Origin of the sequence: Streptomyces griseoviridis, assembly GCF_005222485.1 — a bacterium.
Classification (GTDB): Bacteria; Actinomycetota; Actinomycetes; order Streptomycetales; family Streptomycetaceae; genus Streptomyces; species Streptomyces hintoniae.
The window spans coordinates 972,619-986,226 of sequence record NZ_CP029078.1 but is presented as its reverse complement, the minus strand read 5'-3'; the positions used below and the strand labels follow the sequence as shown (position 1 = coordinate 986,226).

Here is a 13,608-nt window from a genome sequence, read left to right as displayed (position 1 = left end):
CCTGGGTCGCCGACGGAGCGTCAGCGCACCCGGTCAACTGGACAGCGGCACAAGAGGAATGGGGCGGGGAACGGCCATGATGGGACCAGCACACTCACTGTCGGGCGCGGCGGCGTGGCTCGGAGTCGGCGCGGCTGCCGCCGCGGCCGGGCACCCGATGCCCTGGCCGGTCCTCCTGGTCGGAGCCCTGATCTGCGCGGGCGCCGCCCTGGCCCCGGATCTCGACCACAAGGCGGCGACCATCTCGCGGGCCTTCGGCCCGGTCTCGCGCTGGCTGTGCGAGATCGTCGACAAGCTCTCCTACGCCGTCTACAAGGCGACCAGGAAGCCGGGCGACCCGCGCCGCTCGGGCGGCCACCGCACCCTCACCCACACCTGGCTGTGGGCGGTCCTGATCGGCGGCGGGGCGTCGGTCGCGGCGATAACCGGCGGCCGGTGGGCCGTGCTGGGCATCCTCTTCGTCCACATGGTGCTGGCCATCGAGGGCCTGCTGTGGCGGGCGGCGCGCGGCTCGAGCAGCGACGTCCTGGTGTGGCTGCTCGCGGCGACCAGCGCGTGGATCCTCGGCGGTATTCTGGACCAGCCCGGCAACGGCTCCAGCTGGCTGTTCCCGGATCCCGGCCAGGAGTACCTGTGGCTGGGCCTGCCGATCGTGCTGGGCGCCCTGGTCCACGACATCGGGGACGCGCTGACCGTCTCCGGCTGCCCGGTCCTGTGGCCGATCCCGGTCGGCCGCAAGCGCTGGTACCCGATCGGTCCGCCCAAGGCCATGCGGTTCCGGGCCGGCAGCTGGGTGGAGCTGAAGGTGCTGATGCCGGTGTTCATGGTGCTCGGCGGGGTGGGCTGCGCGGCGGCGCTGAACTTCATCTGAGAGCCGGGCGCCCCGGCACGGACGACTCGACCCCCGCTGCCAGGGGCTTCGCGGAGGCCCGCACCGCCGGGGGCGGCGGACAGACCCGCACCGTACGGGGCGTCGGACAGACCCGCACAATGCGTCGCGGCGGACAGACCCGCACAATGCGTCGCGGCGGACAGACCCGCACGATCTGTCGCGACGGACAGACCCGTACCGCTTGTCGCGTCGGACAGGCCCGGCGGGACCGGTCAGCCGGTCGGGCCGGAGCCCTCGCCCGGTCTGCCGCCGTAGCGCCGCTCGAACCGGGCGACCCGGCCCTCCGAGTCCACCGTCCGGGCCTTGCCCGTGTAGAACGGGTGGCTCTCCGAGGAGATCTCCACGTCCACCACCGGGTAGCTCTCGCCGTCGTCCCACTCGATGGTCTGCTCGCTGGTCGCCGTGGACCGGGTCAGGAACGCGTAGCCCGCGGCACGGTCACGGAAGACGACCGGGCGGTACTCGGGGTGCTTGTCCTGCTGCATGGGTGCTCCTCCTCAACCGGACAGGGCATCCTCGTCGACGATGTGCACGGCGGCCTCCTCGGCGGAGGCGCCGGCGCCGTCGATGCCCACGTCCGTGGCGATCAGCGCGCTCTCCTCGTCCTCGTGGACCCCCTCGTCGGGAGCCACGAGCCGGCCGGAGCGGGCCGCGCCGACCTCGTTGTCCAGGGGTTCGCCGTCGGTGCCCTCGCAGTCGCCGATGCCGTCGCCGCCGGGTCCGACGAGGTCGGGCCGCTCCTCGGCGAGCCGCTGCTCCAGCGTCTCGCCCCGGTGGCCTTCGGCGGCCGTGACACCGCTGTGGTCCACCGCCCACGGTTTCTCGGGCGGCGACCAGCCCCGGTCGAGGGGGTCGTCGACACCGTCGTCGTCCAGGGTGTCCTCGGCGTCGAGCAGTCCCGCGTCGTCCTGTACCTCGGACCCGTCGGGCTGGTAGACGTCGTCTCCCCGTCCGTCGGAGCTGTTCACGGGTACCTCCAAGCGGTGGGGACGGACCCACTCCCACCACGGTGGGAGGGCACTCCCCGAGTCGGTGCCGCTCTCCAGCCTTCCACCCCCGTTCGCCACCGCGCAACGCCACGGAGCGGACGAGGGGAGCGCGACAGGCCCCGGCGAGCCAGGCGGCGAGCGGCCTCGGCGACGGCGCGCGAGGCCGTGAACGGGTCCGGGGACCGCCCTGGGACGGTCCCCGGAGCGAGCCGGCGCAGCCGATCGCCTGCCCCTCGGCCGACCGGGGCACCGGCCCCGCGACGAGCCGCGCCCGGAGCCGACCCGGCCGCCCGCTCATCCGTGCCAGGACCGCCACAGCGCCGCGTACGCGCCGTCCGCCGCGACCAGCTCGTCGTGGCTGCCCAGCTCCGTGATGCGGCCGCTCTCCACGACCGCGATGATGTCCGCGTCGTGGGCGGTGTGCAGGCGGTGGGCGATCGCGACGACGGTACGGCCGTCCAGGACCCTGGCCAGGGACCGTTCCAGATGCCGGGCCGCGCGCGGATCGAGCAGCGAGGTCGCCTCGTCGAGGACCAGCGTGTGCGGGTCGGCCAGCACCAGCCTGGCCAGCGCGATCTGCTGGGCCTGGGCCGGGGTGAGCGCGAGTCCGCCCGAACCGACCTCGGTGTCCAGACCGCCGTCCAGCGCCCGCGCCCACCCGTCCGCGTCGACGGCACCCAGCGCCGCCCACAGCTCGGCGTCCTCGGCGGCGGTCCGCGCCAGCAGCAGGTTGTCGCGCAGGGAGCCCACGAAGACGTGGTGCTCCTGGTTGACGAGGGCCACATGGGAGCGGACCCGCTCGGCCGGCATCCGGGAGAGTTCCGCGCCGCCGAGGGTGATCCGGCCGTCCCGGGGCGCGTAGATCCCGGCGAGCAGCCTGCCCAGCGTGGACTTGCCCGCTCCGGAAGGACCGACCAGGGCCAGCCGGGTGCCGGGAGCGACCTTCAGGGAGACCTCGCGCAGCACGTCGACGCCCTCGCGGTAGCCGAAGCGCACCTGGTCCGCGTGCACGTGCCTGCCGTCGGGCGCCACCGAGGCGTCACCCGCGGCGGGCTCGATGTCCCGGACGCCCACGAGACGGGCCAGCGACACCTGCGCGACCTGCAGCTCGTCGTACCAGCGCAGGATGATCCCGACGGGGTCGACGAGCATCTGCGCGATGAGCGCGCTCGTGGTGAGCTGGCCGACGTCGATCCAGCCGTGCAGGACGAAGACCCCGCCGATCATGAGGACCGACGCGAGCACGGTGACATGGGTGACGTTGATGAAGGGGAACAGCACCGAACGCAGCCAGAGCGTGTACCGCTCCCACGCGGTCCACTGCTCGATCCGCTCATCGGAGAGCGCGACACGACGGTCGCCGAGCCGGTGCGCCTCGACGGTGCGGCCCGCGTCCACGGTCTCCGCCAGCGCGGCGGCCACGGCGGAGTAGCCGGCGGCCTCCGAGCGGTAGGCGGAGGGGGCCCGCTTGAAGTACCAGCGGCAGCCGACGATGAGCAGCGGCAGGGCCAGCAGCACGGCGGCGGCCAGCGGCGGAGCCGTCACGACCAGGCCGCCGAGCAGCAGCACGACCCAGACCACGCCGATGGAGAGCTGCGGCACGGCCTCGCGCATCGCGTTGGCGAGCCGGTCGATGTCGGTGGTGATCCGGGACAGCAGGTCACCGGTGCCGGCCCGTTCCAGGACGCCCGGCGGGAGCCCCACCGAACGGACCAGGAAGTCCTCGCGCAGGTCGGCCAGCATCCGCTCACCGAGCATCGCCCCGCGCAGCCGGACCTCCCGGACGAACACCGCCTGGACGACCAGCGCGCCCACGAACAGGGCCGCCGACAGCTCCAGATGCAGGTCCGCGGCCTGGTCCGACACCCGCTCCACGAGGTCGCCCAGGAGCCAGGGGCCCGCCATCGACGCGAGCACGGACACCGTGTTGACCGCCATCAGGACCAGCAGGGCCCGGCGGTGCCGCCGGAACAGCTCGGTCACATAGGCGCGTACGGTCGGGCCGGCGCCGACGGGCAGCGTGTTCGCCGTCGTCGGGGCCGCCGGGTCGTACGCCGGTGGCGCCACGCCGATCATGCCGTCTCCTCGATCTCTTCCAGAACGCCCCGCAGGGCCGTTTCGTCGTCCACGCCCCGCGGGGCGGTCTCGCTCTCGGTCTCCCGGGTGACGACCGCCCGGTACCGGGGATCGCTCCGCACCAGCGCGCGATGCGCACCCACCGCGGCGACCTCGCCCCGGTGCACCAGCACCACCCGTTCCGCCTGGTCGAGCAGGAGCGGCGAGGAGGTGAACACCACCGTGGTGCGCCCGGCGCGCAGCCCCTTCAGACCCGCCGCGATCCGCGCCTCGGTGTGGGAGTCGACGGCCGAGGTCGGCTCGTCGAGGACGAGCACCTCCGGGTCCGTGATCAACGACCGGGCCAGCGCCAGCCGTTGGCGTTGCCCGCCGGACAGGGACCGGCCGCGCTCGGTGATCCGGGCGTCCATCGGGTCGGCCGCGTCGAGCGACCCCTCGACCAGCGCGGCGAGCACGTCGTCGCACTGCGCGGCGGTCAGCGCCGCTTCCGCGCTGACGGCACCCGAGGCGGGCACGTCGAGCAGTTCGCGCAGGGTTCCGGAGAGCAGGACCGGGTCCTTGTCCTGGACCAGCACGGCGGCGCGCGCCGAGCCGATCGGCACGGCGTCGAGCGGCACCCCGCCCAGCAGGACGGACGCCCCGTCCTCCTGGTCGGCGGCGGCGTCCTGGGAAGCCGTCCCCTCGGCCGCAGGGCCGACCCCGGCCTCCCTGGCGTCGGGTTCGCGCAGCTCGGACACGGCGTCGTCCGGCGCCACCGCCTCCCCGGCGTGCCCGCCCAGCCGTTCCGCCAGCCGGCCCGCCGCGTCAGGGTCCCCGCACACCACGGCCGTGAACAGGCCCTCGGGCGCGAGGAGTCCGGTCACCGGGTCGTACAGATCCCCGGAGAGAAGACCGACATCTCGGGAACCACCGACTTGCACGGTTCGTTCCAATGACAGGACCCGCGCGGCCCGTTGCGCCGAAGGCCGGGAGAAGGAGTACGCCATGGCGATCTCCTCGAAATGCCGCAGAGGATAGGTGAGGACCATGACCGAGCTGTAGACCGTGACCAGTTCCCCGACGGTGATCCGGCCCTGCCGCGCCAGATGGACGCCGTACCAGACCACCGTGATCATCAGCAGTCCCGGCAGCAGCACCTGGATCGCCGAGATCAGGGACCACATGCGGGCGCTGCGCACGGCCGCGTGGCGGACCTCCTGAGAGGCACGGCGGTACCGGTCGAGGAAGAGTTCCTCGCCGCCGATGCCCCGCAGGACCCGTAGTCCGGCGACGGTGTCCGAGGCGAGTTCGGTGGCCCGCCCCGCCTTCTCGCGCTGGAAGTCGGCCCGCCGGGTGGCGCGGGGGAGCAGGGGCAGCACGGCCAGCGCCAGCACGGGCAGGCCCACGGCGACGACCAGGCCCAGCGCGGGCTGGTAGATCACCAGCGCCACGCAGACCAGCACGATGGTGACGGCGGCCGCCGTGAACCGGGAGACGGCCTCCACGAACCAGCCGATCTTCTCGACATCGCCTGTCGACACGGCCACCACCTCGCCGGCCGCGACCCGCCGGGTCAGCGCCGAGCCCAGCAGCGCGGCCTTGCGGGCGAGCAGTTGCTGCACACGGGCGGCGCCGGTGATCCAGTTGGTGACGGCGGCGCGGTGCAGGAAGGTGTCGCCGAGCGCGTTGCCGACACAGGCGAGCAGCAGGAGGAGGCCGGCCAGGGCGAGATGGCGGCCGGAGCGGTCGATGACGGCCTGGATGGCGATGCCGACACAGAACGGGAGGGCGGAGACCGACGCGAAGTGCAACAGCCCCCAGGCCAGGGCCTTGGCCTGGCCGCCCAGTTGGTTGCGGCCGAGCCACCACAGAAACCGGGGACCCGAGCGGGCGTCGGGCACGCCCGGATCAGCGTAAGGGAGGTCTTGAATCTGCATGACGGATGACGTCCAGGTGGCTCGTGTCAGGGAGGGAGGAGAACTGCGCGGGGCGGCAGCAAACCGTGCAAGGTTCCCCGCGAGGCGGGGTCGGGGGCAAGGGGTTTTCCGTCGCCCCGTACGGAATCGGCTGCCGGGCACACCGACCCCTATCCACCGAACTGCGCGTAATGGTCCGGAACGTGGTGCCACTATGGGCCGATGCACAACGCACTGCGCGCGACGATCGCGACGGCCGTCGCGGGGACCCTGCTGACCGTGCTGACCGCGTGCGGCCACGACGGCCCCACACGTCACACCGGCCCGGCTCCTGGCGCCGGGGACACCAGCGACGCCGGCGGTACGAGCGGAACCAGTAATACGAGTGGTACGACCGGCGCCAGTGGTACGAGTGGTACGACCGGTACCCGGCGCGGGAAGGCGGGGGCCACGGGGACCCCGGCGACCGCACCCGCGACCGCCTCGGATGCCGTGCCCGGCCAACTCCACGGCATCGGCGGCCGGTTGCGGCATCGGATCCCCGCCGACTCCCGTCAGGTCGTCGCCGTCTACGGCAGCGGCCGCGACTCGGCGGACTCGACGGTCGTCCTGTACACGAGACAGGGCGCGACCTGGACCAGGGTCCACAGTTGGCCCGCGCACAACGGAAAGGAGGGATGGACCGCCGACCACCACGAGGGCGACAAGCGCAGCCCGGTCGGGGTGTTCACGCTCACCGACGCGGGGGGCGTGCTCGCGGACCCCGGCGCCCGGCTGCCCTACACCCGCTCCGCGTCCTTCGCGGCACCGCGCTGGTGGGACAGGTCCCACTGGCACGACTTCGACTATGTGATCGCCATCGACTACAACCGGGTCAAGGGGAGCCCGCCCGACGATCCGACCCGTCCCGACGGGGAGTCCAAGGGCGGCGGGATCTGGCTGCACATGGACCACGGCAGCGGCACCTCCGGCTGCGTGAGCCTGTCCGAGGAGGGGATGCGTTCCCTGCTGCGCACCCTCGATCCGGACCGGCACCCCGTGGTGGTGATGGGGGACAAGGCGTCGCTGACCGCGTAGGGCCGGCGGCGGAGGCGGCATTGCGGAGGGGCGGCGGCACCCCGTAGAACACGGCCATGAAGAGACGGTTAATCATGTCCATGCTCACTGGGGCGATGCTCGTCCTGAGCACGCTGTCCGGGACGGCCACGGCCCGATCGGTCGACGTTCCCGCCGAGTTCGGCACCGACTGGCACGATCCGGTGACGGCGGCCCCGGCCGTCGAGAGACCCGCGGGAAAGTCCTGCCGGGTGACCCTCGCCGAGGCGCGGTTCCGCGACTTCACGCCCTACCGGGGCACCTACACACCGCCCGCCGGGTGCGGGTCCCGGTGGAGCAAGGTCGTGCTGCGGCTCGACGGCAAGGTCAAGGGTCGCCAGTACGACCGGCTCGGATACCTCCACGTCGGCGGGGTGGAGGTGCTCCGCACCTCGACCCCTGAGCCCTCGCCCGACGGCATCGAGTGGTCGGTGGAGAAGGACGTCACGCGCTACAGCGACACCTTCCGGGGCGCGCGGGACGTCGAGATGCTCATCGGAAACGTCGTCGACGGCATGTACACGGGCGTGATCGACGTCAAGGTGACCCTGACCTTCTACGCCGGACGGCAGGCCGCCGCCCCGGACCGCGTTCTCACCCTGGGGGAGGGAGGCACCGTCACCACCCCGCGCAACAGCGAGCGCCTCGTCGCCGAGGTGTACGCCACCGGGTCGGGCGGCGGCTGCGAGGAGTTCTGGTACCTCACCGTGCCGGACTCCGCGCCCTACTCCTGCCAGGCCGACGGCGGCCCCTACCGGGAGGTGCGGATCTCGGTGGACGGGCGACTGGCCGGAATCGCCGCGCCGTTCCCGCACGTGTGGACCGGAGGGTGGTCCAACCCCTTCCTCTGGTACGTGATACCGGGCCCGCGCGCCTTCGACGTGCGGCCGATCGAGTACGACCTGACGCCGTTCGCCGGGCTGCTCAACGACGGGCGCCCGCACCGCGTCGAGGTCTCCGTCCTCGGCGTTCCCGAGGGGCAGGGCGGGTGGAGCGTCCCGGTGAACGTGCTCGTCTGGCAGGACGCGGGGCGCGCGCACGTCACCGGGAAGCTCACCGCGCACCGGGTCGGTGACCTCACCAACTCCTCCACCTACGAACCCGGTTCGGAGGAACGGGTGGAGACGGAGGGGGCTCACCGGCTCACCGTCGCCGGGTACGTCGACACCTCGCACGGCCGGGTCGCCACCACCGTCACCCGCGCCCTCGCCCACACCTCCACGCACCGGTGGACCGACGGGGAGGACACGGACCGGCTCGACGCCCGCTGGAGCGACGACGAGTCGGTGACGGTCGACGAGGGGCGGGGTCCGGCCCGCACCACCCGCACCCACCGGACGTACACCATGAACGGCGCCACCACGATCGGCGCGGACGCCCGGCTGCGCACCGAGCTGACCCTCGGAGACCGGGCCGCCGTGACCGCGTCGGTGGGCGGGCGACGGGTCGGCTGGTCGAGGCTCGACGACACCTACGCCGGTGACGCGACGTACACCACCGGGGTGCCGCGCGAGGAACGGCACGCGGTCGGGACGACCCGGGAGCGCTACCGGCTCCACGGCTCCGACGGCTGCCACGACCGCGCGTTGACCACCGTGCAGGGAGTGCTCACCGAGGAACGCGACCGCTGCTGAGGTGAGTTGCGTGCGACGCGTCGCACGCATACTGCGTACCTCACTCTTCGCGCAGGTCGCCTGCGCGCTCGTGGTCGCAGTCGTCGTCGGGCAACTGTGGCCCGACATGGCCACCGACCTCCAACCGCTCGGCGACCTCGGCAACTGCGTCGCGGTCGTCGCGGTCTCCCGGTGGGAGGGCGCCCTCGACCTACCCCGGGCGAAGCGGGTCCTCGACGGCAAGCAGCCACCTGCGGCGCCCGCGTCGCCCGGCTCCTCCGGCCCGTCGTCCGGTTCGACGGTCGTCAAGGCGCCCGCCGTCGAACGGAGTTGAAGTCGACGGTCGTCGACGCACCCCGCTGACCTGGCGCAACCTCGCTGACGTCCGCAAGCGCCCGTAGACGTCGACATGTGACCGTAGACGTCCGCAGGCGACCGCAGACGTCCGTGAGCGACCGCAAGCACCCGCCGGCGTCAGCCCGCGCCCGCGCCCCGGCCCCGCTCCGTCGGCGTGGGGGCGTCGCCGTCCATCAGGGTGTCCAGCAGGCCGCCGAGTGCCCGGCGCTGTTCGTCGGAGAGTGCCGCGAGGATCTCCTCGGCGGCCGAGCGCCGCGCCCCGCGCAGTCGCCCGAGCGCCTGCCGGCCCTCCTCGGTGAGTTCGATGCGGATCACCCGGCGGTTGGACGGATCGGGGGCCCGCCGCACCTTGCCGCCCGCCTCCAGGCCGTCGACCAGTGTCGTGATCGCGCGCGGGACCACCTCCAGGCGCTCCGCGAGGTCGGCCATGCGCGGCGGCGAGCCGTAGTGCGCCAGCGTGCGCAGCAGCCTGGACTGCGCCGGGGTGACGCCGAGGCCGCACTCCTCGATGTGCCGCTTCTGGATCCGGTGCACCCGGCGGGTGAGCCGCAGCAGCTGTTCGGCGAGCAGGCTGTCGGAATCGGGCGTGGTCATGCGGGAACAATATCAGGACCACGCTCATTGTGAACATAGGTAACAATGAGCTAAGCTCCGTGAAGCTTCGTATCCGACGTCCCTAGGAGTCCATTGCCTCCCGATCTCGAATCCCGCTGGACACCACCGGCCGACGCCGGTGAGCAGCCCCGGCAGGTGCGCCGCATCCTCCGTCTCTTCCGCCCCTACCGCGCCCGGCTCGCGATCGTCGGCCTGCTGGTGGGCGCCGCCTCGCTGGTCTCGGTCGCCACCCCGTTCCTCCTGAAGGAGACGCTCGACGTCGCGATCCCGCAGGGCCGCACCGGGCTGCTCAGCCTGCTCGCCCTCGGCATGATCCTCAGTGCCGTCCTCAGCAGCGTCTTCGGTGTGCTCCAGACCCTGATATCGACGACCGTCGGCCAGCGCGTCATGCACGACCTGCGCACCGCCGTCTACGACCGCCTCCAGCGGATGTCGCTGGCGTTCTTCACCCGGACCCGCACCGGCGAGGTCCAGTCCCGCATCGCCAACGACATCGGCGGCATGCAGGCCACCGTCACCTCCACCGCGACCTCGCTGGTCTCCAACGCGACCAGCGTGATCGCCACCATCGTCGCGATGATCGCCCTCGACTGGCGGCTGACCGTCGTCTCGCTGCTCCTGCTGCCGGTGTTCGTGTGGATCAGCCGACGGGTCGGCAACGAACGCAAGAAGATCACCACCCAGCGGCAGAAGCAGATGGCGGCGATGGCCGCGACGGTCACCGAGTCGCTGTCGGTCAGCGGCATCCTGCTGGGCCGCACGATGGGCCGTACCGACTCGCTGACCAGGTCCTTCTCCGACGAGTCCGAGCAGTTGGTGGACCTGGAGATACGGTCGAACATGGCCGGCCGCTGGCGGATGGCCGTCATCACGATGGTGATGGCCGCGATGCCCGCGGTCATCTACTGGACGGCGGGCATGGTGCTGCGCACGGGCGGGCCGCAGACGTCGATCGGCACGATCGTCGCGTTCGTCTCGCTCCAGCAGGGCCTGTTCAGGCCCGCCGTCAGCCTGCTCGCGACCGGCGTGCAGATACAGACCTCGCTCGCGCTGTTCCAGCGCATCTTCGAGTACCTCGACCTGCCCGTCGACATCACCGAGCGGGAGCGCCCGGTGCACCTCGACCGGATCAGGGGCGAGGTCCGCTTCGAGAACGTCGAGTTCCGCTACGACGACCAGGGGACCGCGATACTCGACGGCATCGACATCGGCGTCCCGGCGGGCGGCAGCCTCGCGGTCGTCGGCCCGACCGGCGCGGGCAAGTCGACCTTCGGCCACCTGGTGCCCCGGCTCTACGACGTGACCGGGGGCCGTGTCACGCTGGACGGCGTCGACGTGCGCGACCTCGACTTCGACACCCTGGCCCGCGCGGTCGGCGTCGTCTCGCAGGAGACGTACCTCTTCCACGCCACCGTCGCCGAGAACCTGCGCTTCGCCAAGCCGGACGCCACCGACGAGGAGCTGCGGGCGGCGGCCAGGGCGGCGCAGATCGACGACCACATCGCGGCCCTGCCCGACGGCTACGACACCGTCGTCGGCGAGCGCGGACACCGGTTCTCCGGCGGGGAGAAGCAGCGCCTCGCCATCGCCAGGACCATCCTGCGGGACCCGCCGGTGCTGATCCTCGACGAGGCGACCAGCGCCCTCGACACCCGTACCGAGGCCGCCGTGCAGGACGCGATCGACGCCCTGTCGGCCGACCGCACCACCATCACCATCGCCCACCGGCTCTCCACGGTCCGCGACGCCGACCAGATCGCGGTCCTCGACGCCGGACGGCTGGCCGAGCGGGGCACCCACGAGGAGCTGCTGGCGCGGGACGGACGGTACGCGGCTCTGGTACGCCGAGATGCCCAACTGGAACCGACAAGCTGAAGATATGCCGGAATTGTGACGAAATGCGGGTTACCGTGCCCGCATGCAGATCAACACTCCGCCTCGGAGCACGATTCGACTGACGCGCCGGGGCCGGTTCGCCCTCATCGCGACCGGAGCCGTCGTGGCCGCCACCGCCGTGGCGGTGCCGCTGCTGAGCCTGGAAGGCGGCGGGGACTCCCGGCCCACCTCACTGGTGATCCCGGAGGGCTGGCGCTCGGGACAGATCTACGACGCCATCGACAAAGCCCTCGCGCTGCCCGCCGGAAGCACCAAGAAGACCCTCACGAGGGCGGCCCTGAAACTGCCCAACGACGCCGAGGGCAACCCGGAGGGCTACCTCTTCCCCGCGACGTACCCGCTCGCGGAGAAGACGACCCCCGAGTCGCTGCTCACGGCCATGGTGCGGACCGCCGACCGGAAGTTCAACGGCGCCCCGATCGCCGCAGGCGCCCAGCGCAACGCGATGAACGTCTACCAGGCCGTCACCATCGCGAGCATCGTGCAGGCCGAGGCGGCCACCGCCGAGGACATGGGCAAGGTGGCCCGGGTGGTCTTCAACCGCCTGGAGCGCGGGATGCCGTTGCAGATGGACTCGACCGTCAACTACGCCCTGAACCGCTCCACGTTGAAGACCACGGAGAGCGACACCCGCATCGACAGCCCGTACAACTCGTACCAGCGCATGGGACTTCCGCCCACGCCGATCGACAACCCGGGCGAGGAGGCCATGCGGGCCGCCATCAACCCGACGCCGGGCGACTGGCTCTACTTCGTCACCGTCAAGCCGGGCGACACCCGCTTCACGCCGAGCTACGAGGAACACCAGCGCAACGTCGCGGAGTTCAACGCCAACCAGAAGAAGGCGAGCCCGCAGCCGACGAAGTGAGCCCGGGGCGCGCCCTGTTCGCCGTCGCGCGGAGGAACCCGCCCATCGAGTGGAGTAACGCGCCGCCGAGTTGAGAGACGCGTCCGTCGCACGGAGGAACCCGCCCGGCACGCGGAGAAACGCGCCCGGCGCACGGAGGACCCGCCCGGCGCGCCGAAGAACGCCCGTCGCGCGGCAGGACGTGTCAGACGGCGGCCGGTGCCAGCGGCTCCTCGGCCAGCAGCCGCCTGATGTCCCGCACGGCCGCGCGGCCCGCCCGGTTGGCGCCGATGGTGCTGGCGGACGGGCCGTAACCGACCAGATGGACCCGAGGGTCGGCCACCGCGCGGGTGCCCTCGACCCGGATACCGCCGCCGGGCTCGCGCAGCCGCAGCGGCGCCAGATGGTCGATGACGGCCCGGAAACCGGTCGCCCACAGGATGACGTCGGCCCGCACCCGCGTCCCGTCGGCCCACGCGACGCCGTCCGGAGTGACGCGGTCGAACATCGGACGCCGGTCGAGGACGCCGTCGGCGAGCCCCCGCCGGATCGCGTCGTTCAGCGGCAGCCCGGTCACCGACACCACGCTTCTGGGCGGCAGCCCCTGCCTGACCCGCTCCTCCACCAGCGCGACGGCGGCCCGGCCGAGGCTCTCGTCGAACGGGCCCTCCCGGAACACCGGAGGGCGCCGGGTCACCCAGGTGGTGGCCGCCGCGTAGGGGGCGAGCTCCAGCAGATGCTGCGTTCCGGAGGCGCCGCCGCCCACCACGACCACCCGCAGCCCGGCGAACTCCTCGGGCCCCCGATAGCCGGCGGTGTGCAACTGCCGCCCCAGGAAGGTCTCCTGGCCCGGATAGCGCGGCCAGAACGGCCGGTCCCAGGTGCCGGTCGCGTTGATCAGCGCGCGCGTCGACCAGACGCCGTCGGACGTCTCCACCAGCAGCCGCCCGCCCTCACCCGGCCGCACCGCCCGCACGTCGACGGGACGGCGCACCCGCAGGTCGAAGGCGCGCTCGTACCGGTCGAAGTACCCGCCGATCACCTCGGACGAGGGCCGCGCGGGATCGGCGCCGGTCAGCTCCATGCCGGGCAGCGCGTGCATCCCGTGGACCACGCCGTACGTCAGCGACGGCCAGCGGAACTGCCACGCGCCGCCTGGCGCGGGCGAGTGGTCGAGCACCACGAAGTCCCGCTCCGGCTCGAAACCCGTGCGGCGCAGGTGGTAGGCGCTGGACAGACCCGCCTGACCAGCGCCTACGACGACGACCTCGACCTCGCGTATGTCGTTCACGTTTCTACCAACGGTGGCGGGGCGCCGGATCTTCCCCCTCCG

General features: G+C 72.5%; 11 protein-coding genes and 1 pseudogene. 6 read left to right on the top strand and 6 right to left on the bottom strand.

Going from position 1 to position 13,608, the window contains the following annotated elements; genetic code table 11:
• Nucleotides 1–76: 76 nt before the first annotated feature.
• Nucleotides 77–871, top strand: coding sequence for a metal-dependent hydrolase (locus DDJ31_RS04175; RefSeq protein ID WP_127181644.1), 795 nt, complete (start codon nt 77–79; stop codon nt 869–871).
• A 233-nt stretch (nt 872–1,104) separates the two neighbouring features.
• Here the strand turns inward: DDJ31_RS04175 and DDJ31_RS04170 are convergent, their stop codons facing one another.
• The 4 genes from DDJ31_RS04170 to DDJ31_RS04155 form a co-directional block, all read right to left on the bottom strand.
• Complete coding sequence (locus DDJ31_RS04170) at nt 1,105–1,377, bottom strand: type B 50S ribosomal protein L31 (RefSeq protein WP_127181645.1); 273 nt, start codon at nt 1,375–1,377, stop codon at nt 1,105–1,107.
• Nucleotides 1,378–1,389: 12 nt separating this feature from the next.
• On the bottom strand, nt 1,390–1,860 hold the full coding sequence (locus DDJ31_RS04165) for a DUF5709 domain-containing protein (RefSeq protein ID WP_127181646.1): 471 nt from the start codon (nt 1,858–1,860) through the stop codon (nt 1,390–1,392).
• A 315-nt stretch (nt 1,861–2,175) separates the two neighbouring features.
• A complete protein-coding gene (locus DDJ31_RS04160) occupies nt 2,176–3,957 on the bottom strand; it encodes an ABC transporter ATP-binding protein (RefSeq protein ID WP_127181647.1) in 1,782 nt (593 codons plus the stop codon).
• Complete coding sequence (locus tag DDJ31_RS04155; protein WP_127181648.1) at nt 3,954–5,873, bottom strand: ABC transporter transmembrane domain-containing protein; 1,920 nt, start codon at nt 5,871–5,873, stop codon at nt 3,954–3,956. The genes DDJ31_RS04160 and DDJ31_RS04155 overlap by 4 nt, the downstream gene beginning before the upstream one ends.
• A gap of 201 nt (nt 5,874–6,074) precedes the next feature.
• Between DDJ31_RS04155 and DDJ31_RS04150 the strand changes: the two genes are divergently transcribed.
• The 3 genes and pseudogenes from DDJ31_RS04150 to DDJ31_RS39995 form a co-directional block, all read left to right on the top strand.
• Entirely contained in the window at nt 6,075–6,929 is an 855-nt protein-coding gene (locus DDJ31_RS04150) for a L,D-transpeptidase family protein (protein WP_127181649.1), read from the top strand.
• Between the two features lie 56 nt (nt 6,930–6,985).
• Complete coding sequence (locus DDJ31_RS04145) at nt 6,986–8,581, top strand: peptide-N4-asparagine amidase (RefSeq protein WP_346656296.1); 1,596 nt, start codon at nt 6,986–6,988, stop codon at nt 8,579–8,581.
• Between the two features lies 1 nt (nt 8,582).
• A pseudogene (locus tag DDJ31_RS39995) lies at nt 8,583–8,753 on the top strand (C4-dicarboxylate transporter DctA); the annotation flags it as partial.
• Nucleotides 8,754–9,034: 281 nt separating this feature from the next.
• Here DDJ31_RS39995 and DDJ31_RS04135 read toward each other — a convergent pair.
• A complete protein-coding gene (locus tag DDJ31_RS04135; RefSeq protein ID WP_127181652.1) occupies nt 9,035–9,511 on the bottom strand; it encodes a MarR family winged helix-turn-helix transcriptional regulator in 477 nt (158 codons plus the stop codon).
• Between the two features lie 93 nt (nt 9,512–9,604).
• Here DDJ31_RS04135 and DDJ31_RS04130 point away from each other — a divergent pair, with 93 nt between their 5' ends.
• Together DDJ31_RS04130 and mltG are read left to right on the top strand one after the other, a co-directional pair.
• Nucleotides 9,605–11,407: an ABC transporter ATP-binding protein gene (locus DDJ31_RS04130; RefSeq protein ID WP_127181653.1), complete on the top strand. Its 1,803-nt coding sequence runs from the start codon at nt 9,605–9,607 to the stop codon at nt 11,405–11,407.
• 43 nt (nt 11,408–11,450) lie between these two features.
• Nucleotides 11,451–12,296, top strand: a complete 846-nt coding sequence (gene mltG, locus DDJ31_RS04125; protein WP_127181654.1) for an endolytic transglycosylase MltG — start codon at nt 11,451–11,453, stop codon at nt 12,294–12,296.
• 184 nt (nt 12,297–12,480) lie between these two features.
• Here the strand turns inward: mltG and DDJ31_RS04120 are convergent, their stop codons facing one another.
• On the bottom strand, nt 12,481–13,566 hold the full coding sequence (locus tag DDJ31_RS04120; RefSeq protein ID WP_127181655.1) for an NAD(P)-binding domain-containing protein: 1,086 nt from the start codon (nt 13,564–13,566) through the stop codon (nt 12,481–12,483).
• Nucleotides 13,567–13,608: the final 42 nt, after the last annotated feature.